Source organism: Micromonospora sp. RV43, assembly GCF_001029515.1.
GTDB classification, from domain to species: domain Bacteria; phylum Actinomycetota; class Actinomycetes; order Mycobacteriales; family Micromonosporaceae; genus Micromonospora; species Micromonospora aurantiaca.
Genome location: NZ_LEKG01000121.1, coordinates 1 through 22,931, shown reverse-complemented (window position 1 = coordinate 22,931; position 22,931 = coordinate 1). Strand labels below are relative to the sequence as shown.

The 22,931-nt window shown below is 72.0% G+C and carries 21 protein-coding genes and 2 pseudogenes; 14 read left to right on the top strand and 9 right to left on the bottom strand.

All coding sequences use genetic code 11. From position 1 onward, the window contains the following. The 3 genes and pseudogenes from ABD52_RS25390 to ABD52_RS25380 all read left to right on the top strand — a co-directional run. A pseudogene (locus tag ABD52_RS25390) lies at positions 1–782 on the top strand (acyl transferase); the annotation flags it as partial. 555 nt (positions 783–1,337) lie between these two features. Further along, a complete protein-coding gene (locus tag ABD52_RS25385; protein ID WP_013287048.1) occupies positions 1,338–2,099 on the top strand; it encodes a Crp/Fnr family transcriptional regulator in 762 nt (253 codons plus the stop codon). Continuing rightward, positions 2,096–3,376 (top strand): cation:proton antiporter, encoded by a 1,281-nt coding sequence (locus tag ABD52_RS25380; RefSeq protein WP_047893482.1) that lies wholly within the window; start codon positions 2,096–2,098, stop codon positions 3,374–3,376. Before ABD52_RS25385 ends, ABD52_RS25380 begins: the two co-directional genes overlap by 4 nt. A 20-nt stretch (positions 3,377–3,396) precedes the next feature. On the opposite strand, the gene ABD52_RS25375 is transcribed toward ABD52_RS25380, so the two are convergent. Then, the gene (locus tag ABD52_RS25375) at positions 3,397–3,936 is read right to left on the bottom strand and encodes a DUF1697 domain-containing protein (RefSeq protein ID WP_047893481.1); all 540 of its coding nucleotides are present in this window, start codon (positions 3,934–3,936) and stop codon (positions 3,397–3,399) included. Between the two features lie 126 nt (positions 3,937–4,062). On the opposite strand from ABD52_RS25375, the gene ABD52_RS25370 reads away from it, so the two are divergent. The 3 genes from ABD52_RS25370 (at position 4,063) to ABD52_RS25360 (ending at position 7,370) form a co-directional block, all read left to right on the top strand. Then, positions 4,063–5,304, top strand: coding sequence for a hydroxymethylglutaryl-CoA synthase family protein (locus tag ABD52_RS25370; protein WP_013476293.1), 1,242 nt, complete (start codon positions 4,063–4,065; stop codon positions 5,302–5,304). A 23-nt stretch (positions 5,305–5,327) separates the two neighbouring features. Next, positions 5,328–6,812 (top strand): class I adenylate-forming enzyme family protein, encoded by a 1,485-nt coding sequence (locus ABD52_RS25365; protein ID WP_013476292.1) that lies wholly within the window; start codon positions 5,328–5,330, stop codon positions 6,810–6,812. A gap of 144 nt (positions 6,813–6,956) precedes the next feature. Next, positions 6,957–7,370, top strand: coding sequence for a DUF4260 domain-containing protein (locus tag ABD52_RS25360; RefSeq protein ID WP_013287053.1), 414 nt, complete (start codon positions 6,957–6,959; stop codon positions 7,368–7,370). A gap of 9 nt (positions 7,371–7,379) precedes the next feature. Here the strand turns inward: ABD52_RS25360 and ABD52_RS25355 are convergent, their stop codons facing one another. The 3 genes from ABD52_RS25355 to ABD52_RS25345 form a co-directional block, all read right to left on the bottom strand. Next, the gene (locus ABD52_RS25355; RefSeq protein WP_013476291.1) at positions 7,380–8,021 is read right to left on the bottom strand and encodes a M23 family metallopeptidase; all 642 of its coding nucleotides are present in this window, start codon (positions 8,019–8,021) and stop codon (positions 7,380–7,382) included. 7 nt (positions 8,022–8,028) lie between these two features. Next, on the bottom strand, positions 8,029–8,976 hold the full coding sequence (locus ABD52_RS25350; RefSeq protein ID WP_047893480.1) for a hypothetical protein: 948 nt from the start codon (positions 8,974–8,976) through the stop codon (positions 8,029–8,031). A gap of 131 nt (positions 8,977–9,107) precedes the next feature. Beyond that, positions 9,108–9,965 (bottom strand): SDR family NAD(P)-dependent oxidoreductase, encoded by an 858-nt coding sequence (locus ABD52_RS25345; RefSeq protein WP_013476289.1) that lies wholly within the window; start codon positions 9,963–9,965, stop codon positions 9,108–9,110. Positions 9,966–10,169: 204 nt separating this feature from the next. On the opposite strand from ABD52_RS25345, the gene ABD52_RS25340 reads away from it, so the two are divergent. Continuing rightward, a complete protein-coding gene (locus tag ABD52_RS25340) occupies positions 10,170–10,640 on the top strand; it encodes a hypothetical protein (protein WP_235437552.1) in 471 nt (156 codons plus the stop codon). Positions 10,641–10,659: 19 nt separating this feature from the next. Here ABD52_RS25340 and ABD52_RS25335 read toward each other — a convergent pair whose 3' ends face one another. Next, positions 10,660–11,508 (bottom strand): oxidoreductase, encoded by an 849-nt coding sequence (locus tag ABD52_RS25335; protein WP_047893479.1) that lies wholly within the window; start codon positions 11,506–11,508, stop codon positions 10,660–10,662. After that, positions 11,505–11,636, bottom strand: a complete 132-nt coding sequence (locus tag ABD52_RS41450) for a hypothetical protein (protein ID WP_013287059.1) — start codon at positions 11,634–11,636, stop codon at positions 11,505–11,507. The genes ABD52_RS25335 and ABD52_RS41450 overlap by 4 nt, the downstream gene beginning before the upstream one ends. Positions 11,637–11,743: 107 nt before the next feature. Between ABD52_RS41450 and ABD52_RS25330 the strand changes: the two genes are divergently transcribed. Beyond that, positions 11,744–12,292 (top strand): TetR/AcrR family transcriptional regulator, encoded by a 549-nt coding sequence (locus ABD52_RS25330; protein ID WP_047893478.1) that lies wholly within the window; start codon positions 11,744–11,746, stop codon positions 12,290–12,292. A gap of 61 nt (positions 12,293–12,353) precedes the next feature. On the opposite strand, the gene ABD52_RS25325 is transcribed toward ABD52_RS25330, so the two are convergent. From ABD52_RS25325 to ABD52_RS25315, 3 genes are all read right to left on the bottom strand, one after another. Beyond that, a complete protein-coding gene (locus tag ABD52_RS25325) occupies positions 12,354–13,490 on the bottom strand; it encodes a hypothetical protein (RefSeq protein ID WP_047893477.1) in 1,137 nt (378 codons plus the stop codon). Positions 13,491–13,637: 147 nt separating this feature from the next. After that, positions 13,638–14,678 (bottom strand): DUF4034 domain-containing protein, encoded by a 1,041-nt coding sequence (locus tag ABD52_RS25320; protein ID WP_013287062.1) that lies wholly within the window; start codon positions 14,676–14,678, stop codon positions 13,638–13,640. A 42-nt stretch (positions 14,679–14,720) separates the two neighbouring features. Continuing rightward, entirely contained in the window at positions 14,721–15,746 is a 1,026-nt protein-coding gene (locus ABD52_RS25315) for an acetylxylan esterase (protein ID WP_047893476.1), read from the bottom strand. Positions 15,747–15,813: 67 nt separating this feature from the next. Between ABD52_RS25315 and ABD52_RS25310 the strand changes: the two genes are divergently transcribed. The 6 genes and pseudogenes from ABD52_RS25310 to ABD52_RS25285 all read left to right on the top strand — a co-directional run. Beyond that, positions 15,814–16,743: a sugar ABC transporter permease gene (locus tag ABD52_RS25310; RefSeq protein WP_047893475.1), complete on the top strand. Its 930-nt coding sequence runs from the start codon at positions 15,814–15,816 to the stop codon at positions 16,741–16,743. Beyond that, the gene (locus tag ABD52_RS25305) at positions 16,740–17,666 is read left to right on the top strand and encodes a carbohydrate ABC transporter permease (protein WP_230650141.1); all 927 of its coding nucleotides are present in this window, start codon (positions 16,740–16,742) and stop codon (positions 17,664–17,666) included. The genes ABD52_RS25310 and ABD52_RS25305 overlap by 4 nt, the downstream gene beginning before the upstream one ends. Before the next feature lie 42 nt (positions 17,667–17,708). After that, a complete protein-coding gene (locus ABD52_RS25300; RefSeq protein WP_047893474.1) occupies positions 17,709–19,352 on the top strand; it encodes an extracellular solute-binding protein in 1,644 nt (547 codons plus the stop codon). Positions 19,353–19,358: 6 nt separating this feature from the next. Further along, a complete protein-coding gene (locus ABD52_RS25295; protein WP_047893473.1) occupies positions 19,359–20,882 on the top strand; it encodes a xylan 1,4-beta-xylosidase in 1,524 nt (507 codons plus the stop codon). Beyond that, positions 20,879–21,568: a DUF624 domain-containing protein gene (locus ABD52_RS25290; protein ID WP_030268200.1), complete on the top strand. Its 690-nt coding sequence runs from the start codon at positions 20,879–20,881 to the stop codon at positions 21,566–21,568. The genes ABD52_RS25295 and ABD52_RS25290 overlap by 4 nt, the downstream gene beginning before the upstream one ends. Beyond that, positions 21,565–22,931, top strand: a pseudogene (locus ABD52_RS25285) (alpha-glucuronidase); the annotation flags it as partial. The gene ABD52_RS25290 and the pseudogene ABD52_RS25285, both read left to right, overlap by 4 nt.

Below are 22,931 nucleotides of genomic sequence, written 5' to 3'. Positions count from 1 at the left end.
GGTTCCTGCGCCCCGCCGATCCGGCGACGGTACGGGCGCTGGCCGCCGCCGGGCACCTGGACGGCGGAGCAGCGGGTGCGGCGGCACGGGAGGCGGTCGCCACCGACGTGGCAGTCGAACGGGACGCCCATGCGCTGGTGCCGGCTCTGGTGGCCCTGCGCGACCGGGAGGCGCCGGGGGCGCGGATCGGGGTGGCCGGGGTGGGCACCCCGGCGGCCGTCGCCGCCGCCTTCGCGCTCGGGGCCGACTTCGTCGTCACGACGACGGTGAACCAGTGCACCGCCGAGGCCGCCACGTCGGACGCGGCGAAGGATCTGCTCGCCGCGCTCGACGTCACCGACATCCGTGAGGCGCCCGATCCGGACCTGTTCGAGCTCGGCGCGCGGTCTCCGGTGGCGCACCGGGGCACCCTGTTCGCCGCTCGTGCCGAGGAGCTGTACCGGATGTTCCTGCGCTACGACCGGCTGGCCGACGTCGGCCCGCGGCGGCTCGCCGAGTTGGAGCGGACGCACTTCGGCCGTCCGCTGGACGAGGTGCGCGCCGATCTCGGCGTCGCGGGGCGGGACGACCGGCGCGTGCTCGCGTCGGTCTGCGCCGCCTACTGCCGGGAGGCCACCGCCGCGGCCCTGCGCGGAACGCCGGGTCAGCGGCTGAACTACCGGGTGCCGGCCTCCACCGACGTCGGGGCGTTCAACCGGCTCGTCGCGGCGGAGCCGCTGGCCGACTGGCGGGCCCGGCACGCCGAGTCGGTCACCGAGCGGCTGCTCAGCGAGGCAAATTGACCTAAATCATTAAAAAGGCCAGCCGACTCCCATTCCGCTGACAATCACCCCCTACGAACCCAACCGAGGTCGCAAAATGCCTGGTCATTGCGCTGCGTAGACACCCGCCACCCAATTAGTTACGATGGCGGCGGGCATTAATACGGCTCAATCGAGCAGTATGCGCAACCCTCGCCCACACCCTCCGAAAGGCCCCTTGCATGCATTTGCTTCACTGGATGAACGCGTCCCGAACATGGAAGAAACCAGACACCACAGATAGATGGACATCGTAGGTCGCGCCATGCCGCCGCCCAGATTAAGCGCTCCTGCCTGCGGAAATGCAGGTGGGTCGCCTCAGCGCCGGGCGCGCGGCATGCCGAGCACGACCGACGGGACGAACGGCCGGCGCGGGCCGTATTGCAATTCCGACAGTTTGCCGACACCGGCTGAAGAAATACTTGCCGGCGTTGCGGCTGTACTGTCAACGATTGATAGCGTCACGCATTTCACCAGCGAATGATCAGGAACCTGACAACACGCCCGAGCCACGACATCGGGCGCCAGGAGGCCTCCTTGCGAATCGCCGGCGCCACCACCAGTTTGCGTAACGAGCTGCATCGGCTGATCCGGGACGACCCGACTTTCGCCGTCCGCACACACGTCCCGCGAGGCGGGGCCGCGTACAACTCCGGCGACCACGATCTGCGGATGTACCTCGTGGAGGTCGGCCAGTTCAAGACCATCGCGTCCTCCGCGGACGGCAAGCAGTGCCTGCTGTCGATCCACACACGGGGCGACATGTTCGGCGAGCTCGGCCTGCTCGGCGGGCCACGCCACGACACCGCCCGGGCCATGCGCGACAGTGTGATCAGGAGAGTCAACTCGGCGAAGCTGTTCGACCTGCTGAGCAGCGACGAACAGCTCAACTGGCACTTCACCCGGTTCCTCATGGCCAAGCTGCTCGACCAGCAGCAGGCCATCACCCAACTGGTCACCATGGACAGCGAACACCGGCTGGCCGCGACCCTGCTGCGACTCGCCCGCAAGGTGGGCCGGCGGCTCAACCTCGGCATGCAGATCGACGCGAAGATCACCCAGGAGGAGCTGGCCAGCATGGTCGGCACCACCCGGTCCCGCGTCGGGCTGTTCCTCAAGCACTTCCGCGCGGCGAAGCTGGTGGATCAGCTGCCCGGCGGATATCTCCTGATCAACGAGCCGGCGCTGACCCGGTACGTGGAGTGCGGACAGTACGAGCCCGCCCGGTGGGGCGCCGAGCCGATCCGGCCGGTGAACGGCGCACGCCTGCTGCGCGGCGACCGGGAACTGTCCGCATGAGCGCCGTCCTGGTCCTCCTGCACGGAGCCGCGCTGCTCGTGGCGCTGCTGCTCGTCGGCGGGACCGGACGAGCCGTGGCGCGGCTGTTGCGGCAGCCGCCGGTGATCGGGGAGATCGTCGCCGGTCTCCTCGTCGGCCCGGCCCTCGTCCTGTTCGCCGGTCACGACGGGCTGGCGGCGGTGCTGCCGGAGGACGTACGCGCACTCCTGCGCCTGGTCGCCGAGGGTGCCCTGGTGCTCTTCCTGGTCGGCCTCGCGCGTGAGCTGCGGGTCGGGCCGGCGCGCGGCGACCGCAGGCTGGCCTGGGTGACCGCCGGTGCGCTCGTCCCGGCGCTGGCCTGCGGGGTGCTCGTCGCACTGTGGGTCCAGTTCGTCGCCGGACCGGCCGTACGCGGCGACGCGCCGATGCCGGCCTTCGTGCTGGGCGTCGCGGTGACGCTGTCCATCACCGCCGTACCGGTGCTGGCGCGGCTGCTGACCGAGCGGGGCCTGACGGAGACGACGGCCGGGGCCCTCGCGCTGGCCGCCGCCGTGGTCGTCGACGTCGTCGGCTGGCTGCTGCTGTCCCTGGCCGTCGGGCTGGGCGCCGGAGACCCCGCAACCTTCGGCCGCGCGATGGCGGTCCTCGCCGGCGCGTTGCTGCTGGCCGGCGGGATCCGGTGGGTGCTGCGCCGCGCCCGGGCGGCACTGTGGTGCGGCCGGTGGCCGGCCGCCAGTGCCGTGGTGCTCGGCGTGGTGGCTCTCGTGGTCGGCTTCGGCGTCCACCTCCTCGGGCTGACCGCGGTGTTCGGCGCGATCCTGGTCGGCCTGGCGGTGCCGCCCGGCGAGCCCTGGGACGCGCCGACCGCCGCCGTGTCGCGGCTCGGGCGGTCGCTGCTGCCGATCTTCTTCGTGAGCGCCGGGCTCACCGCGCTGACCGGCGCGGTCGCCAGCACGCCGTGGTCGCTGGTGGTCGTCGTGCTCGTCCTCGGACTCGTCGGGAAGATCGGCGGCGGCTATCTCGGCAGCCGGCTCGGCGGCTGCTCTCCCGCAGAGGCGACACGGATCGGCATCCTGCTCAACACGCGCGGGCTCACCGAGCTCATCGTGCTCCAGGTCGCGTTCCAGGCCGGCATCCTCAGCCCGCCGCTGTTCCTCGCCCTGCTCATCATGGCGCTGGTCACGACGCTTCTCACCGGCCCGCTGCTGTCGTTGGCGGACCGGTTCGTGCGGGCCGCCGGCGCCGGTGACAGCGCCTCGGGCGCCGTGTCCGGCCCGTCAATGGTGAGCCCGCGATGACGGGTATGACGGGTACGCGGTCAGGCCGCCGCCATGTCGCGCAGCTTCAGCACCGAGCGCCAGTTGCGGGTCGTCCCGACCACACCGGTCTTCTTCTCCACGAAGGCGTTGCTGAGCTTGCTGCGCCCGTACCCGTCGGGAACGTGCACGAACACGTCGCGGCCGAGCAGCGTCAGCGTGCCGCTCTCGCCGGGCGGGGCGGCGAGCGCCGCCTGTTTGTCCGCGCCGGGGTCGCCGCTGAGCATGGTGACGAGCAGCTTCGTGTGGTCCGTCTGGACGTCGAGATACGGGTTGGCGGCGATCATCGCGTCGAGCTCGTCCAGGCTGCGCAGCAGCACCGGCACGTCGCGACCCCACCGCTGCTTGATGCCCCTGTCGATCTCGGCCAGGATCGCGACCTCGTCGGTCTCGGGGCAGCCGAACACGACGTTGCCGCTCTGGATGTACGTGGCCACGCCGTCGAAGCCGCAGGAGACGAAGACCTCTTTCAGCTCCGTCATCACCATCGAGCTACCGCCACCGATGTTCACCGCACGCAACAGAGCGACGTATCTCGTCATGACCCGGGATGGTAACCGGCAGGGCCGATCGCGGGCGCTCAACTCTGAGCAGACACGCCCGGCCCGCGGTCGTACAACGTCAGGGACCGCGGCGGTGAGGGATCCACGAAGAGGAGAGGCCCGAGGATGATCACCACGGCGGTCGGCATCGAGGATCTCCACGTCTACCCCGGCCGGGCGTACGTCGACGTGCCCAGCCTGTTCGAGGCGCGCGGCCTGGACCCGTCGCGGCTGCCGAACCTGATGATGCGCCGCCGGTCGGTGAGCCTGCCCTGCGAGGACCAGGTGACCCACGCGGTCAACGCCGCCCGGCCGCTGGTCGACGCCCTGTCGCCGGAGCAGCGGGAGGCGATCGAGCTGGTGGTGGTGGCCACCGAGTCGGGGCTCGACTTCGGCAAGCCGATCAGCACCTATGTCCACGACCTCCTCGGCCTGCCGCCGCGCTGCCGGTCGTTCGAGGTCAAGCACGCCTGCTACGGCGGCACCGCCGCCCTGCAGAGCGCGGCGGCGATCATCGCCGCGAGCCCGGCGCCGGACGCGCGGGCGCTCGTGATCGCCACCGACATCGCCGGCGTCGCGGCGGCCGGCAGCTACTTCGAGCCGTCGGAGGGCGCCGGCGCGGTCGCGATGCTGGTCAGCCGTACGCCCGACGTGCTGCGGCTCGACCTGGGCGCCAGCGGCTACCACACCCAGGAGGTGATGGACACGCTGCGGCCCCGGCCGGACGTCGACGTGGTGAACTCCGACCTGTCCCTGCTCGCCTATCTCACCTGTCTGGAACGGTGCTTCGCCGCCTACCGGGACCGCGTCGAGGGCGCCGACATCGTCACCACGTTCGACCACCTCGTCTTCCACATCCCCTTCGCCGGGATGGTCAAGGGCGCCCACCGCACGCTGCTGCGCAAGACCAAGCGCATGGCGCCGGCCGACATCGACAGGGACTTCGCGGCGCGGGTGGCCCCGTCGTTGTCGTACACCAGCGAGATCGGCAATCTCTACTCCGGTTCGCTCTACCTCGCGCTGTGCTCGCTGATCGACCACGCCGACTTCACGGTGGCCCGCCGGATCGGCCTGTTCTCCTACGGCTCCGGCTGCGGGTCCGAGTTCTTCAGCGGGGTCGTCACCGAGCGCGCCGCCGGCCGGCTCGCGGCCCGCCCGCTCGCCCGCGCCGTGGAGGAACGCCGCCGGCTCACAGTCGCCGAGTTCGACGAGTGGAGCCGGCACACCGCCGACCGCGCCTTCGGCGTCCGCGACGCCGTCCTGGACACCGGCCCCTACCGGTCCGTCCTGGACAGCCACGTGGCCGGCCGGGGCCTGCTGCTGCTCGACCGGATCGAAGACTTCCACCGCGTGTACCGGTGGAGTTGAGCGCGCCATCCGAGGGAGGACCCATGAGTGTGCCCACGTCCGCGGTCGTCGTACCCGACCTGCTCCGGCACCGCACCGGCCTGATGCCCGAGCAGGAGGCGATAAACGTCCGCGGCAAGACGGCGATCACCTACCGGGACTGGGACCGGCGCTCGAACGCCGTCGCCCGCGCGGTGCTCGACCGGCTCGGCGGCACCGGGCGGGGCGCCCGGGTGGCGCTGCTGTTCGGCGGCGACGACTGGATCGACTACGCCGTCGCCTACCTCGGCGTGCTCAAGGCCGGCGCCACCGCCGTACACGTGAACGACACGATGCCGGCGGTGGAGCTGCGCCGCCGGTTCGACCAGTGTGCGGTGGCCGGTGTGATCCGCGGCGCGGCGCTCCCGCCGTGGCGGGACGACGCCGGACGCTGGTCGGTGGTCGTCGCGGACCTCGACCAGGGCGACTCCGCCGCCGTCGACACCGGCGTCACCCCCGAGGACATCTCCGACATCCTCTACACCTCCGGCACCACCGGCCCGGCGAAGCCGTTCACCAACCCGCACGGCAACCTGACGTACGGGCGCGGGTCCGCCGCCCTCGGGCAGCTGGTCGACCCCGCGCCGCTGCTCGCGCCGATGCCGCTGGGCACCACGTCGAGCGCGACGACTGTCGCGGTGCTGGCCACCACGACGCCGTCACCGCTGATCGTGTGCTCACCGGACGACCCGGAGGAGATCGCCCGCCTACTCGCCACGCACGGCTGCGCGACGCTCATCCTCACCCCGTGGACCGCGATCCGGCTCGCCGCCATCCGCCCGCAGGACCGCTACGACCTCGGCTCGGTCAAGACCATCGGCAACGCGTCGGCGATCATGCCGCCGCGAATCGCCCGCGACCTCCTCGCGGCCATGCCGAACGCCACCATCGCCAACGCCTACGCGCAGTCCGAGGCGGTGCCGGCGATCATCCTGGGCAACGTCGACCCGGACCGGCCGATGTGGCTGGGACGCCCCGGACGCGGCACCGAGATGCGCGTCGTCGACCCGCAGGGCGAGCCGCTGCCGCCGGGCGAACTCGGCGAGGTGTGGCTGCGCTGCGAGGCGCCCAAGCGGCTGTACCTCGACCAGGCGCTCAACGCCCGCGTGCACGCCGGCGGGTGGACCCGCACCCGCGACCTCGGACGCGCCACCGCCGACGGCGAGCTGTTCCTGTTCGACCGGATGACCGACGTCATCACCACCGACGGGAAACTCGTGTCGTCGCTGGAGGTCGAGGCCGCGCTCTACGACCACCCCTCGGTACGCGAGGCCACAGTCGTCGCGCTGCCCGACCCCGAGCACGGCGAGATCGTCGCCGCCGTCGTGGCGGCCGACCCGGCCCTGGACGACGCGACGCTCGCCGCGTTCCTCGCCGAGCGGCTGGAGCCGCACCAGGTCCCCGCCCGCATCCACCGCCTCGACGCGCTGCCCCGCGGCGGCACCGGCAAGGTGCTGAAGTACCAGTTGCGGCAACGCTTCGGCGGCTGACCGTCGCGGTTGCCGCCGGCGCACGGCCTCCGCCGCGTACCCTGTCAGAGCTGGTGGCGGCACGAGCCGGCTGCCTCCGACCACCCCGGCCACCGGGATGCTCGGGCCTTGCGCAAGGGCCACTGACAGACATCGAGGTGGGAGATGCCGCAGCTGAACCCGGTCGCGGCGCAGCGCGTGGAGGCCGTCGCCGTCGCGGCCCTCGCCGTCGTCGTGACCGTCGCGGCCGGGTACCCGTGGTGGTCGCTGCTCGCCCTCTTCCTCGTCTTCGACCTGTCCATGCTCGGCTACCTGCGCGGGCCGCGCGTCGGCGCCGTCTGCTACAACGTGGCGCACTCGTACACGCTGCCGGCGGCGCTCGGCGCGGTGGCAGTGGCAGCGGCCGCGTCCGGCGACCGGATCGACTGGCTGGGAGTCCTGGCCGTCGCGTGGGCGTTCCACATCGCCGTCGACCGCGCCCTGGGCTACGGCCTCAAGACGACCGAGGGGTTCGAGCACACCCACCTCGGCCTGATCGGAAAGGCCCGGCGTGCCGGATCGTCCACCGACGAACGCTGACGGTTCCGGTCACGGGCGCGTCGGCCGGCAGTTCGCGCTCGTCAGCCGCACCGAGTACTCGCGGTCGTCGGACGTGATCCCGGACGGCACGCCGTCGAAGTATGCCTCCACCTTCTCCCAGCCCCGGCGCTGCTCGTAGTGCAGGTGCGGGGCGCCGGAGTTCCCGGTGCTGCCGACCCGTCCGAGCTGATCGCCCCGGGCCACCCGCTGACCGGCCTGCACCGACGGCGGTTCGAGCAGGTGCAGGTACTGCGTCTCCCATTTGCCACCGTGGTCGATCTTGACCCAGTAACCGCCGCCGCGCCCCCGCGGCCCGTCCGGATCCTGCGGGGTACGGCCGCCCAGCGAGCCGTTGATCCCCGCCACCGTGACGGTGCCGTCGGCGGAGGCGAGCACCGGCCGTCCCCACGCGTCCCCAGAAGTCGGGAAGAAGTCGACGTCGTAGTCGTCGTGCCCCGGATAGGTGGACAGCCGCCACGTCTCGCCGCAGGCCACCGGGAGCTGGAAGTCCGGTCGCGGGCCTGGTGGCCGCACCAGCGGCACCACGACCGCCGCACCGGCGGCGAGCGCCGCGAGGACGCCGACGATCAGCAGGACGCGCGGGGCGCGGCGGCGCGGGCGGCGGGAACCGTGGGGACGCTCGGCGGTCATCCGGGCCTCAGCCCAGCTCGATGACGGGCCGGGTCAGGATCTCGTCGGCGTATCCGTCGTCGGAGGCGACCCACCGGCCGAAATCCTCGTCGCGGTACGCGGTCGCGAGGGTGAGCCAGCCCAGGAAGAAGCCACTCCCGCCACAGGTGGCACCGCCGCCGTCGCCACCGCACACGACGGTGCGCTCGGTCGTCGCCTCGTGCCGGTAGGGGTCCTGCCCGATCGCCAGACCCCAGAGGTTCTCCTGCCGGTGCGGGCCGGTCCTGTGGTCGTACGGATAGCCGTCTCCGGGGCAGTCGTCGCCCCAGCGGAACAGGGTCGTCGCACCGGCGCCGCACGCCCACTCCCACTCGTCCGGAGTGGTCGTCCGCACGCCGAGGCTCCCGAGCCCGGCCATCGCCTCGTCGTACGAGACCTCGCGGATCGCCCGGGCGCGCACCACCCGCCCGGTCGTCCGGTCGAACTCCACAGTCAGCCCGTCACCCGACCGGAAGGTGCGCACCCCGCCGAACCGGTTCCCGACCGACGCGACCAACTCCCGCACCCGAGGGTCGTCCGGCGCCAGCGGCACCTCGCACGGGTCGAACGCGTCCACCGCGACCAGCATCGCCGGCATGTCGACGTCGTGTACGGGCGACGTCATCGCGTCGACGTACTCGATCAGCGACGGAAGGCCGAACTCGGCGGCGCTGTCGGCGTAGTCGGCGGCCTGGTGCGCAGTGGGCCGGAAGCGGGCCGCGTCGTAGCCGAGCGTCGGCCGGCCGCCGGGTACGAGAGCGAACCGCATCCCGCCGCGGTCGAACAGCGCAGTCCGGTGCGACCGCCCCGCGTACGCCGTGTCGCCCAGGCCGGCCACTGTCAGCTCGTGCCGCGCGGCGATGTCCTGGGCGAGCCGGCCGGCAGCGCCGTCGGAGAGATCGTTCCACTGGGCAAGACTGAGATCGGCGTACGACACGGCGAAAGGATAGCCACGGGCTCCGACAGAGCCGGATCGACGCCGGTGCGACCGTCGGCCCGCCTCCGGAGGCGGGCCGACGCGAGCTGTCCGGGTGCGCGACGGCACGCCGCGGCCCGTCGACGAAGCGGTCAGGCTTCGTCGGCGTCCGTGCTGAGCGCGAGTTCGCGGCCGGCCTCGATGTCGGCGAGCAGCGCCGCCACGCGCGCCTTGGCCAGGCCGTAGGAGTCGGAGCCGAGCACCTGGTGCAGCGGCGCTCTGCCGCCGACGGCCACCTCGACGATGGCGGCCGCGGCCTTGACCGGGTCGCCGAGCTGGGTGCCGGGCATGGCCAGGTGCGCCTCGGTCATCTCGCGGATCGCCTCGTAGCCGTCGGTGGTGCGCGCCGGCAGGCCGAGGGAGGACGTCCGAAGGAAGTCGGTACGCGTGTAGCCGGGTTCCACGACGGTGACCTTGATGCCGAGGTGTGCGACCTCGGCCGCGAGCGAGTCCGACAGACCCTCCAGGGCGTACTTCGCGGAGCAGTAGAGGCCCCAGCCGGGGAACGCGGTCAGCCCCAGGATCGAGGACACGTTGACGATGTGGCCGCTGCCGGCGGCGCGCATGCCGGGCAGGGCCGCGCGGAGCACGTTCCAGACGCCGAAGACCTGCACCTCGAACATCGTCCGGACCTCGGCGTCGCCTGCCTCCTCGACCGCGCCGAGGAAGCCGTACCCCGCGTTGTTGACCACGACGTCGATCCCGCCGAAACGGTCGGTGGTGGCCCGGACGGCCGCCGTCACCGCGGCCTCGTCGGTCAGGTCGAGTTCGAGGGGAAGCAGTCGCTCACTGCCGACCGGCCCGAGGGCCGCGACGAGCCGCTCGGCCGACCGGGTCGTCGCCGCGACGTCGTCACCCCGCTCCAGCAACTGCTTGACCAGTTCGAGGCCGATGCCGCGGGACGTGCCGGTGACGAACCACGTGGCCGGACCTGCGGTGGGGTAGGGCATGGGAACTCCCGGATCTCGGTGTCGTCGTGTCCCCGGCCGGGGACGCCACTCCATCGTGGGTACGAGGGAGGGCCGAGAACACAGCCGGACGAGCCCAGCGCTGCCTGGGAACGGCGTACCCACCCAGGCGGTGTCGCGGACGACGTTCGCGGCGGATCATCGGGTCATGGCAGGACACTCCGACCTCGGCCGATTCCTTCGTCAGTGCCGGGCCGACGGCACCGCAACTACATCCGGTGGGTCTTCCTCGACCCGGGCGCCCGCGACGCCTTCCTGGACTGGCCGGCCGTGGCCGCCGACGTGGTCGGCACCCTGCGCCTCTACGCCGGACGCAATCCCGACGATCCGCAGCTCAGCGAGCTCGTCGGCGAGCTGAGCATCAAGAGCCCGGAGTTCCGGGCCTGGTGGAACGGCCGCCACGTGCACGAACGCACGCACGGCACCAAGCGGATGCACCACCCCGCGGTCGGGCCGATCACCCTCCGCTACGAGGCCCTCGTCCTGCCCGGCGACCCGAACCAGACGCTGTTCCTCTACACCACCGATCCCGGCAGCCCGTCGTACGACAACCTGCGCCTGCTGGGATCGCTGGCCGCCCGGACCGCGCCAGCCCCCGGCAGAGCCTCGTCCACGCCGCTGCCCGACGCGAGCAGGACCGAACCGAACCCGTCCTGACGCCGGCCGCGCGTCGATCTCAGGCCCGCGAGGCGTCCGCGGTCCGAGGGACTCCGGCCAGCCGGTCGCGGCAGAAGTCCCGGAACGTCCGGGGTGGCCGGCCGGTCACGTCCGCGACGGTCGTCGTGACCCGGTCCTCCGAGCCCGCGGCGACGGCCGTGTCCAGGCCCGCGAGGAAGCGGGCGTAGTCGGGCGCGAGGCCGTGAGCCTCGTGGTACGCGGTGAGCGCGTCCTCGTCGACCGCACGGTGCCGGACCGGGCGGCCGAGGAAGTCGGTGAGCGTGGCGGCGACGTCGGCGTAGCTCAGCCGCTCGGGACCGGTGATGACGTGCTCGGTGTCGTGGGGCCCGGGGTCCGTGAGGGCACGCACCGCCACCTCGGCGATGTCGGCCGGATCCACGAAGCCCACGCGGGCGTCGCCGGTGGCGCTGACGATCTCGCCACGCTCCCGGGCGCTCGCGGCGTGCGGATGGTCGCCGACGAAGTTCTCCATGAACCAGGACGGTCGCAGCACCGCCCACTCGGGGATCATCTCGCCGAGCTGGGCCTGCACCTCGCCCAGTCCCGGCGTGCCGGCCTCGATCGCCGACGATCTGAGCAGGACGGCTCGCCGTACCCGGGCACGCCGGGCCAGGTCCAGGAACGGCAGCATGGTCGGCGCCGGGTCGGCGTCGCCGAGGGGCGCGATCAGGTAGAGCGCTGTCACACCGTCCAGCGCCGTGTCGTGCGTGCTGCGGTCGTACCAATCGAAGCGGACGCCCTCGGCGGACGCCCGGCGGCTGGCGACGCGGGCCCGGCGGCCGGCGGCGGCGAGTCTCGCGGCGACGAGCCGGCCCGTCGTTCCCGTGCCTCCGACGACGAGGATCATGCCCGCACCCCCTCGCCGAACAGTTCCCGCACGGCCAGCGGGGCGAACAGGGCGATGAAGCCCGGCATGTCCTTGGCGAGCAGACGGTCCAGGGCCTGGTGGAACACATCGGTGGCGGTACTCGGCACTGCTGTTCCTTCCTGTCGGCGGGCCGCCCGCGGTGATCTACGATAAGCGGACGGCCGGTCCGCTTCACCATAGCGGACTGGCGGTCCGTTTGCGAGAGGGGGCAGAAGTGCGGGCTGACGCGGCGCGGAATCGGGAGGCGGTGCTCGCCGCGGCCGATCGGCTGTTCGAGGCGGCGAACGACCCCGACCGGATCTCCATGGACGACGTCGCCGCTGCCGCCGGCGTGGGCAAGGGCACGCTGTTCCGCCACTTCGGCGACCGGCTGGGCCTCGTCCGCGCCCTCTACGGCACGCGCGGCGAACAGCTTCGGGCGTCACTCGCGGCGAGCCCGCCCGGCGACTCGCCGGCGGACCGCGCCCTGCACCTGCTGCGGGAACTGGTCCGGTTCAAGCGGGCCAACCGAGTCCTCACGCTGGCCCTGGAGAACGCGGGAAGCGGAAGCCCCTATCGCAACGAGTCGTACGAGGAGTGGCACGCGACGCTGACCGCCATCGTGTCCAAGGCCCGGGGCCCCGAGTCGGCGGAGTTCCTCGCCCACGCCCTGCTGGCCGCGGTGCGCAGCGATCTCGTCGAGCATCTTCGCGACTGGCCCGACGAGCGCTGGGATGCCGGGCTCACCGCACTGACCCGTTCGGTGCTGACCTCCGGGCGGTAGTTCCTCCCGACGGGTGCCAGGGTGGCGGGGCGTGAGCCGTGCCGCGCTCACGCCCCTGCCCTCACCTGGTCCGCTCGATCACGGCGGTGAGGCGGAGCCCGGCTGTCGACACCGTGCCACTCCCCCAGAAGGACGCGGTCCCCGGGATGTTGGCCAGGGCGTCCAGGCTCGGATCGTTACCCTCGACCTTCGGCCCGTACGCGACGCTCCATCGGCCGCCGGTGTAGCGCAGCAGCAGCGTGCCCGGGTACTCGACGTACGGCGGGATCGGGTTCGTGCCGCTGATCCAGACGTTGCCGTTCGCGTCGCCCGCGACCGCGTACACCCAGCCGGCCGACGCCGGTCCGGCCACCCGCTGCCACGTCCGGCCGTCCCAGTGCAGGATGACCGGCCTGGGGGCGGAGTCGTAGTCCTGGGTGCCGACCGCCCAGGCGTCGGTCGACGAGCGGGCCCACACGCCGGTGAGCCGGGCGCTCGGGATCGACGGCAGCGGCGCCACCCGCCACGACCCGCCGACGCGCTGCGCGATCATCGGCTCCGGGTAGGGCGCGTCGGCGACGTACCGTTCCCCGGCGGCGAACACGCCACCGTCCGGGGTACGCGAGACCGCCCGCAGGACGCCGTTGAGTCCATCGGTTCCCGGCACCGCGACCCGGCCGAACTGACCGGTGTCACCTTCGACGACCAGCGGCCGGCCGCCGTCGTGGCCGACGAACACGGCCCGTCCGCCGCCGGTGGCGGCCACGTCCAGCAGCTCCGCGGTCCCCGCCGGGGCCGGCCACGGCGCGTGCGCCGTCCAGGTCGTGCCGTCGAAGTGCCCGGCGTACGACTCGCCGAGGCGCCGGGAGCCCACCGTCCAGACGTCCCGGGCGCTCGCCGCGTCCACCTTGTACAGCAGATACGCCTGGTGCGGCAGCCGCCGTTCCGTCCACGTCCGCCCGTTCCACCGCAGCAGCGCGTACGGCTGGTCGATCGAGTACCCCGTGTAGGTCGACGCCTGGTAGCCGACGGACCAGGCGTTGTTCGGGCCGGTGGCGGCCACGTCGGTCAGCCGGCTCTCGTGGATCAGCGCGGGGATCGTCGCCGTCCACGTCGAAGGGGCCGCGGCTGCGACCGGCGTGACGGGTGGAAGCAGTACACCCGCCGTCAGAGTGGAGACCGTCGCTACCGACAGCCCGTACCGTGCCAGTGATCCCATGGTGGCCCTCTTCCCCGATCGGTGGTCGGACCTCAGCATCGCGTTCCGCGAAGCTGCGCGCGTGCCCGGCTGCTGTCCCGTAAGGGAGTGGTAAGAACGGTCCCTCCGAGGGGGAATCGACTGTGGCCGGAACGGTGCCGCCCGCCGTCAGGCAGCGCGGCGGGCGCGGCGACGGGCCCGGAGGAAGACGGCGTCGCCCCGCTCGTCGCCCCACCAGCCCCACGGAACGCCGGTCATGTACCGGCCGATCGACGCGAACACCGGCGCGGCCTCGGCGTCGCGGCCGGTGCGCACCAGCCCGTACGCCAGGAAGTTCGCGTCGTCGAGCCAGGCGGCGTGCCGGGTCGCCGGCTGGTGGAACCACCGGGACAGGGCGTTGTCGAGATCCGCCTGCATGACCGGATCCTGTCGCCACCGCTCGCCGATCTCGTCGGGGGTACCGCCGTGGGGTTCGCGATCCTGCTCCCACAGCGCCCACTCCGCGGCGGCCCGAACCGGCAGCACGAGCAGTGGTGAGCCGGTAGGAGCCGTGGCGGCGACCGAGCGGGCGAAGCCGAACATCGCCTCGTGCGAGCCGCTCCACTTCCGGCAGTGGTAGGTCAGCCGGAGCACGTGGCCCAGATGGTGCCCGGGATCCCGCTTGGTCAGCTCACGCCACGCCTCCTCGACGTCCTCCAGTGGCGCACTCGTGTCGATCATGAGGTCCAGGCGGTGCGCCCACGGCGTGGGGTCGTCCGGCGCGAGCCGCATCGCGACATCGTTCACCTGCCGGGCCAGGTCCAGCAGGCGGCTGAACTCGACCCACTGCTCCCGGCGTACGCCGGCGGCCCAGTCGCCGCCGCGCACCTCCCACGCCCGTGCCATCAGGGAACGGGCACGGACGAGCTGGGCATCCGGGTCCGCGGGCGCGCGCGACGCCCAGCGATCGGTCCAGGCGTCCGTGGTGTCGACCCGGCCGGTCGTACGGTCGATCCGCGATCCCAGCCCGCGAGCTGTCGATTCGGCGAGCACACGGACGTACCGGGCCCGGCGGTCGTAGTCGTTCCGGGTGGCGACCAGCGCCGTCCGGGCCGGCCCGATGTCGGAGCCGTACCGCGCCTGCGTACACGCCTCGCGCAGCACGGCGTCGTCCTGCGCCGGGTTGGGGTCGATCTGGCGGGTGAGTACCCGCCACACGGTCGAGATCATGATCAGGGATGGTAGATGTCGCGGGCCCCGCCGGTGAGCCCGTCAGCCGGCTGCCGTCCCGGCGGGGCGGAGCACCGCGTCGAGCCAGCGCAGCTGCCGCCGGACGTGGACGGCCTCCCCGCCCTCGTGGCCGTTGAACGGGTACGTGTGGATCTCCCGTAGCGGCGCTGTCGAGCCGGCGGCGGCGTACTGGTTGTAGGCGGCGAAGCCGGTGCTCGGCGGGCAGACGTCGTCCCGCAGACCGATCCCGAAGTGCGCCGGGGCGGTGGCCCGCCGGGCGAAGGTCACGCCGTCGACGTAGGACAGCGTGCGCCGGACCGGCTCCTCCGCCTCGCGGTGCACCGCCAGGTAGCGGGCGATCTCGCCGTACGGGGAGGCCTCGGTCAGTTCGATGGCGCGCTGGATGTCGCACAGGAACGGGGCGGTGACCAGGAGCGCAGCGAGGCCGTCGACGAGGCCCGCCGCCGCGAGCGCGAGTCCACCGCCCTGGCTGTTGCCCGCCGCGGCGACGCGGGCCGGGTCCACCCCGGGCAGGACGCGGACGGCGTCGATCGCGCGGACGGCGTCGGTGATGAGGCGGCGGTAGTGGTAGTCGTCCGGGGACAGGATCCCCCGCGTGGCGGGGCTGGGCCCGCCGGGCGCGTCGTGCGGGTCCGGGGTGTCGCCGCGGCTGAACAGGCCGGCCTGTCCCCGGTTGTCCACCAGCAGGTGGGCGTAACCGGCCACCGGCCAGGTGAGCCGCTCGCCCGGCAGGCCCCGGCCGCGTCCGTAGCCGGGGTACTCCACCACTGCCGGCAGCGGCGCCGGTACGTCGGCGGGTCGGGTGTACCAGGCCCGGACCGGTTCGCCGGCGTACCCGGCGAACGTCACGTCCCACACGTCGACCAGCCGCAGGCCGGTGGGTTCGGGACGGACGTCGACGAGCACCGGGGTGGCCGTGGCGGCGGTGAGGGTGGCGCGCCAGAACCGGTCGAAGTCGGCGGGCTCGACAACGGCCGGTGTGTAGCGGCGGAGCCGGTCGAGGGAGATATCAATCGACGCTCTTGACACGCTGATAACGATACCCATAAATTTCCGAAAGGCTTACGACGTATTACCGGAAAGTTCCGGCCGACGGTCAGGCGGGAGGACGAGTTTGGCAGCCCCGATCCCGCGCAGTCGTCGTACGCCCTGGCGGCGTGCCCTGCGCCGGGACTGGCAGCTCTACTCGCTCGCCGTCCTGCCGCTGCTGTTCTTCCTGACGTTCCGCTACCTGCCGATGCTCGGCAACGTGATCGCGTTCCGGCGCTTCCAGCCGGGCGGCAGCATCTTCGGCGAGTACTGGACCGGGCTGCGGTACTTCCGGTTGTTCTTCACCGACCCGACCTTCTGGAGCGTGTTCACCAACACGCTCGTGCTGGGCGCGCTGACCCTGCTGTTCTGCTTCCCGCTGCCGATCGTGCTCGCGCTGCTGCTCAACGAGGTGCGCAACCGTGCCCTCAAGCGGTTCGTCCAGTCGGTGTCCTACCTGCCGCACTTCCTGTCGATCGTGATCGTGGCCGCCATGGTCCTCCAGTTGCTGTCGGTGGACGGCACTGTGAACCAGATGGTGCGTGCCGTGGGCGGTGAGCCGGTCCCGTTCATGCAGCAGGCCGGATGGTTCCGGACGATCTACGTCTCCTCCGAGGTCTGGCAGACCGTCGGGTGGGGCACCATCCTCTACCTCGCCGCGCTCACCACCGTCGACGGCGACCTGTACGAGGCGGCCCGCATCGACGGCGCCAACCGGTGGCGGCAGACCTGGCACGTCACGCTGCCGGGGATCCGGCCGACGATGGTCACCCTGCTGATCCTCAACATCGGCACCTTCATGGCCGTCGGCTTCGAGAAGATCCTGCTGCTGTACAACCCGCTCACCTACCCGACGGCGGACGTGATCTCGACCTACCTGTACCGGGTGGGCATCGTCTCCGGGAACCTCAGCTACGCCGCCGCGATCGGCCTGTTCGAGTCCGTGATCGGGCTGACGCTGGTGCTGTCGGCGAACGCGATCTCCCGCCGCACGGTGGGGACGAGCCTGTGGTGAGCACGCGCGCCCGTACCCGGGCACCGGCGGTCCGCCCGCGTGGCCCCCGGCCGACAGCGGGCTACCGGGTCTTCCAGGTCGTCAACGCCGTCGTGCTGACCGGCGTCGTGGTGGTGACCCTGTATCCGTTCCTCACCATCGTGGCCCGCTCGCTCAGCGACAACGCGTACATCGTCGCGGGTGAGGTGAACCTGGTGCCGCGCGGGTTCAACCTCACCGCGTACCGCGTGGTGACGTCGGACCCGACGTTCTGGATCAGCTACCGCAACACCGTCTTCTACACGGTGGTCGCCACGCTCATCTCCGTCGTGCTGACCACCTGCTACGCGTACGTGCTGTCGAAGCGGCACCTGCGGGGCCGGACCGCGCTGGTCGGGATCGCCGTGTTCACCATGTTCTTCACCGGCGGCCTGATCCCCAACTACGTCCTGGTCACCAGCCTGGGACTGAAGAACACCGTGTGGGCGATCGCCCTGCCCAACGCCATAAACGTGTTCAACCTCCTCGTCATGAAGGCGTTCTTCGAGAGCCTGCCGGTCGAGTTGGAGGAGGCCGCCGCCGTCGACGGGCTGAACACGTACGGCACGCTGCTGCGGATCGTCCTGCCGCTGTCGAAGGCGATGGTCGCCACGATGGTGCTGTTCTACGCCGTCTCGTTCTGGAACTCCTGGTTCGCCGCGTTCCTCTACATGGACCGCCAGGACCTGCTCCCGGTGACCGTCTATCTGCGCAACCTCATCGCGGGCGCGACCGACGCCACGCAGACCGGCGGCGGCCTCGGCAGCGCCGGCGACGTCGTCCAGTCCGCCGCCACCATCCAGTCCGTGACCATCGTGCTGACGATCCTGCCGATCCTCGCGGTCTATCCCTTCATCCAGCGCTATTTCGTCTCCGGGATCATGCTCGGCGCCGTGAAGGGATAGCCGCCCCCCGCACCACCACCCCACCACCGGAAGGAAGAATCCATGGCCAAGCTGTCCCGGCGCCAGGTGCTGCTCGCCAGCGGCGCGGCCGCCGTCGTCTCCCTGGCGGGTTGCGGCGACGACACCCCGGACAAGAAGGACCTCGACCGCAACCGTACGGGCGCGATGGAGAAGTACGGCATCGGTGACCAGTTCAAGGCCACCGAGCCGGTCACGTTCTCGATCCTCTACAACAACCACCCGAACTACCCGCTCAAGCCCGAGTGGCTGTTCTGGGCCGAGCTGGCCCGGCGGACGAGCGTCAAGCTGGACCCGGTCGCCGTGCCGCTGAGCGATTACGAGCAGAAGCGCAGCGTGCTGGTCGGCTCCGGCGACGCCCCGCTGATCATCCCGAAGACCTACCACCCGCAGGAGAGCTCGTACGTCTCGTCCGGCGCCATCCTGCCGGTCAGCGACTACCTCGACCTGATGCCGCACTTCAAGGACAAGATCGAGCGGTGGGGACTCCAGCCGGAGATGGACACGCTGCGGCAGGAGGACGGGAAGTTCTACCTGCTGCCCGGCCTGCACGAGAAGCCCTGGCAGGACTACACGCTCGCGGTCCGCACCGACGTGCTGGAGCAGTTGAAGATCCCGTCCCCCACCACCTGGGACGAGGTGTACGCCATGCTCAAGGCGATGAAGGCGGCCCACCCGGACGTCATCCCGTTCTCCGACCGGTTCGGCAAGCCCAACCCGGCCGGCAACCTGCTGAACATGCTCGCCCTGGCACACGGCCTGCCCGGCGCCGGCTGGAACTACCAGCCGACGAGCTGGGACGCCGGTGCCGGGAAGTACGTCTTCACCGGCGCCTCGGACGGCTACCGGCAGGTGGTGGCGTATCTCCACAAGCTGGTCGCCGAGGGGTTGCTCGACCCGGAGACGTTCACCCAGACCGACGACCAGGCCCGGCAGAAGCTCGCCAGCGGCAAGTCGTTCGTGATCAGCACGAACGCGCAGACCCTGGTGAACGACTACCGCCCGGACATCGCGAAGATCAACCCGAACGCCCGGCTCGGCAAGATCCTCTTCCCGGTCGGGCCGGCCGGCCCGGTCAACGCGGCGAGCCGGCTGGAGAACGGCGTGATGATCTCCAGCAAGGCCCGGGAGGGCAAGAACTTCGTGGCCATGATGCAGTTCGTCGACTGGCTCTGGTACTCCGACGCCGGCCAGGAGTTCGCCAAGTGGGGCGTCGAGGGAACCACGTACACCAAGGACGCCTCGGGCAAGCGCAGCCTCGCCCCGGACGTCAACGTCATCGGGCTCAACCCCAAGGGCAGCAAGCACCTGCAGAAGGACTTCGGCTTCTACAACGGCGTCTTCGCCTACGGCGGCAGGCTCGACCTGGTGCAGTCGTTCTTCTCGCCCGAGGAGCTGGAGTTCCAGAAGGAGATGAACGCCCGCAAGCCCGCGCCCTGGGTGACTCCGCCGCCGGCGCCGCTCAGTGATGAGGAGCGGGAGCAGACGACGCTGTGGGCGACCGCGCTGAAGGACCACGTCACCCAGAACACGCTGAAGTTCGCCCTCGGCCAGCGGCCGCTGAGCGAGTGGGACGCCTACGTCTCGGAACTGAAGGGCAAGAACGCGCAGGCCTACACCGACCTGGTCAACAAGGCGTACGAGCGGTACCGCAAGAGCCACGGCTGACCGGCGATGCGCGGCACCGTTCCCGAGCGGCCCATCGGCCGGCTGACCGACGCCTGGCGTACCTGCGTGGGCACCGGCCGGTTCGACCTGGCCCTGCGACGCGACTATCAGGACTCGCTGGCGCTGGTGCAGCGGGACATCGGCTTCCGGCACATCCGCGGGCACGGGCTGCTCAGCGACGGCGCCGGCGTGCACCGCCCCTACTCGTACCAGGGCGAGCGCCGGGTGCGGCACGCCTTCACCTACGTCGACCAGGTCGTCGACGCCTACCTCGCGATGGGCGTCCGGCCCTTCGTGGAGCTGGGGTTCATGCCCTCGGCGCTCGCCTCCGGCGACCAGACGGTGTTCTGGTGGCGGGGCAACGTGACGCCGCCCCGGTCGTACACCGAATGGGGTGACCTGGTCCGCGCCACGGTGGCCCACCTGGTCGACAGGTACGGCCTCGACGAGGTGCGCGGCTGGCCCGTCGAGGTGTGGAACGAGCCCAACCTGACGGCGTTCTGGCAGGGTGCCGACCAGGACGCCTACCACCGCCTGTACGAGGTGTCGGCGCACGCCGTCAAGGACGTCGACGCGGCGATCCAGGTCGGCGGTCCGGCCCTCTCCCCCGGCGCCGACGAGTGGCTCAAGCCGTTCGCCGAGTTCGTCACCGACCGCGACGTGCCTGTCGACTTCGTCAGCCGGCACGCCTACACCTCCGGCCCGGCCCGGCACCTGCCGTTCGGCACCCGGCAGACGCTGGCCCCGGCCGCGGAACTGCTGGAACAGTTCGCCGCGCCCCGCCGGCACCTGGCCGGCACCGCGCTGGCCGACCTCCCGGTGCACATCACCGAGTTCAACTCCTCCTACCGGCCGGACAACCCGATCCACGACACGGCCTTCCACGCCGCCTACCTCGCCCCGGTGCTGGCCGGCGGCGGGGACCTGGTCGACTCCTTCTCCTACTGGACCTTCAGCGACGTGTTCGAGGAGGAGGGGGTGCCGACCGCGCCGCTGCACGGCGGCTTCGGCCTGCTCACCCACCGGCAGATCAAGAAACCCACCTACCACCTGTACGCCTTCATGGCCCGGCTCGGCGACGAGGTGCTCGCACGCGGACCGGACCACCTCGTCACCCGGCACCCCGACGGCCGGGTCGCGGTGCTGGCCTGGGCCCCGGTCGACGTCACCGGCCGGGAACCGGCACCCGAGCGGCACACCCTGTCGCTGTCGGTCCCGATCGGCCCGCCGGGCACCGTGTCGGCGTTCCTGCTCCGCTCGTCGGTGAGCGAGGGCGTCGGCAACGCCTGGGCGGCCTGGCGGGAGATGGGCAGCCCGCACTCGCCACGGCCCCGGCAGCTCGACGCGTTGCGGGAAGCCGCCGAGCCGGCCCGTACCCATCGCGCAGTGCCGGTCGCGGCCGGGCGGGCCGACCTCGACCTCGTCCTCACCCGGCACGAGGTGACCCTCGCCGAACTGACGCCGGTGGTGGACGAGACCCCGCCGTGGTGGGACGACAGGTTGCTCGACCCGCCCGGGGACCGGCAGTGACCGGCGCGACCGGCGGGCTGCGGGAGTTCGGCGACGGGCCGTTGTCGCGGGCCGCCGCGAGGGTCCACATCCTGCTCGTGGTGGAACTGCTGCTCCTGGTGAGCACGCTGCCCGGCCTGGCCGTGCTCGTGCTGCTCGACCGCGACAGCAGCAACCTCCCGCTGGTCGCCGCCGCCGCGCTGCCGCTCGGTCCGGCCGTCTCGGCCGCGCTGCACACGCTGCGGCACCAACGCCCCGACCTGACCGATCTCCGTCCCGCCGCCACGTTCCTCCGGGCCTACCGGGCCAACCTGGCGGGCGTGCTGCGCGTCTGGGCGCCGACGCTGCTGTGGCTCGCAGTCATCGCTGTCAACCTGGCGAACCTGCCCGCCGCCGCCGTCCCCGGCTGGTGGGCAGTGCCGCTCGTCGCGGTCGGGGCGGGGGTGATCCTGGTCGGGGTCAACGCGCTGGTGATCGTCTCCCTGTTCACCTTCCGCACCCGCGACGTGCTCCGGCTCGCCGTCTACTACGTGGCGCGCAAGCCCGGCGTCACAGTCGGCAACGTCGCCCTCCTGGCCGCCGTCGCCGGCGTCACAGCGGTGTTCTCCGAGGCGGTACTCGCCCTGCTCGCCGCGCTCCTGGTGCTGGCACTGCTGCGGATCGGCGACCCGATGATCGACGAGATCCGGGCGGAGTTCACCGCATGAGCGTTCCGGTCACCGGCCGGGCGTCTGCCGACGCCTGCGAGTCGGCCTGGCACGCCGCCTGGCTCCCGCCCGCGGCGTTCCGCGAACTCGGCTCCCGCGGGGTGCTGGTGCACGGCGACGGGCCGCTGGTCGACACGGTCCTCGACGAGGTGAGCCGGGCCTGCGGCCGGTACGGCGGACGGCTCTGGCACGGTCCACCGTGGCAGGTCGACGCCGACCTGGTGCTGGCCCTGCGCGGGGCCGGCCCGGTGCCGAACGCGGCAGCCGAGACGGCCCGGCTCGGCGCGACACCGGCGGTGAACGGCACCGGTGACGGCTCCCTCGGCGACGAGGGGTACCTGCTGGCGCGGGTGGACGACGTGACAGTGGTCCTGGCCGACGCACCGGCCGGCCTGCTGTACGGGATGTTCCACGTGGTCCGGCTCGGCGCGGCGGCCTTCGACGACGACCTCCCGGCGCGGCGACACCGACCGGCACTGGACCGGCGGACGCTCGACCACTGGGACAACGTGGCCGTACACCCGGTGTCGGGCCAGGTCGAGCGGGGCTACGCCGGCGGCTCCCTGTTCTGGCGCGACGGCGCCGCCCGGCACGAGACCGCCCGGCTCCGCGACTACGCACGCCTGCTCGCCTCCTGCGGCGTCAACGCCGTCACGGTGAACAACGTCAACGTGCACGACACCGAGGCGCTACTGCTGACCGACCGGCTCGGCGACGTCGCGGAGATCGCCGAGGTGCTCCGCCCGTACGGCATCCGGGTGCACCTGTCGGTGACCTTCGCCGCGCCGGTGGTCCTCGGCGGCCTGCCCACAGCCGATCCGCTGGACGAGCGGGTACGGGCCTGGTGGGCCGCCGCCACCCGGCGGGTCTACCGGCGGATCCCCGACTTCGGCGGCTATCTGGTGAAGGCCGACTCCGAGGGCCGGCCCGGCCCGTTCGCGTACGGGCGCGACCACGCCGACGGCGCGAACCTGCTCGCCGACGCGCTCGCCCCGCACGGAGGCGTGGTGCGCTGGCGGGCGTTCGTCTACGACCACCACCAGGACTGGCGGGACCGGTCGACCGACCGGGCCCGGGCCGCGCACGACCACTTCGCGCCGCTGGACGGACGATTCGCCGACAACGTGATCCTCCAGGTGAAGTTCGGCCCGATCGACTTCCAGACACGCGAACCGGTGTCCCCGGTGCTCGCCGCGATGCCTGCGACCCGGCTGGCGGTGGAGGTGCAGGCGACGCAGGAGTACACCGGCCAGCAGCGGCACGTCTGCTACCTCGGACCCTGGTGGAGCGAGGTGCTGCGGTTCCGGCCCCGGGGCGCGGCCGGCGGCACGATCGCCGACGTGGCGGCCGGGTGGGCGGGCAC

Coding starts and splice junctions, on each gene's coding strand:
- ABD52_RS25380 (WP_047893482.1), top strand. CDS start 2,096: ATGAGCGCCGTCCTGGTCCTCCTGCACGGAGCCGCGCTGCTCGTGGCG.
- ABD52_RS25375 (WP_047893481.1), bottom strand. CDS start 3,936: ATGACGAGATACGTCGCTCTGTTGCGTGCGGTGAACATCGGTGGCGGT.
- ABD52_RS25370 (WP_013476293.1), top strand. CDS start 4,063: ATGATCACCACGGCGGTCGGCATCGAGGATCTCCACGTCTACCCCGGC.
- ABD52_RS25365 (WP_013476292.1), top strand. CDS start 5,328: ATGAGTGTGCCCACGTCCGCGGTCGTCGTACCCGACCTGCTCCGGCAC.
- ABD52_RS25360 (WP_013287053.1), top strand. CDS start 6,957: ATGCCGCAGCTGAACCCGGTCGCGGCGCAGCGCGTGGAGGCCGTCGCC.
- ABD52_RS25355 (WP_013476291.1), bottom strand. CDS start 8,021: ATGACCGCCGAGCGTCCCCACGGTTCCCGCCGCCCGCGCCGCCGCGCC.
- ABD52_RS25345 (WP_013476289.1), bottom strand. CDS start 9,965: ATGCCCTACCCCACCGCAGGTCCGGCCACGTGGTTCGTCACCGGCACG.
- ABD52_RS25335 (WP_047893479.1), bottom strand. CDS start 11,508: ATGATCCTCGTCGTCGGAGGCACGGGAACGACGGGCCGGCTCGTCGCC.
- ABD52_RS25325 (WP_047893477.1), bottom strand. CDS start 13,490: ATGGGATCACTGGCACGGTACGGGCTGTCGGTAGCGACGGTCTCCACT.
- ABD52_RS25320 (WP_013287062.1), bottom strand. CDS start 14,678: ATGATCTCGACCGTGTGGCGGGTACTCACCCGCCAGATCGACCCCAAC.
- ABD52_RS25315 (WP_047893476.1), bottom strand. CDS start 15,746: ATGGGTATCGTTATCAGCGTGTCAAGAGCGTCGATTGATATCTCCCTC.
- ABD52_RS25300 (WP_047893474.1), top strand. CDS start 17,709: ATGGCCAAGCTGTCCCGGCGCCAGGTGCTGCTCGCCAGCGGCGCGGCC.
- ABD52_RS25295 (WP_047893473.1), top strand. CDS start 19,359: ATGCGCGGCACCGTTCCCGAGCGGCCCATCGGCCGGCTGACCGACGCC.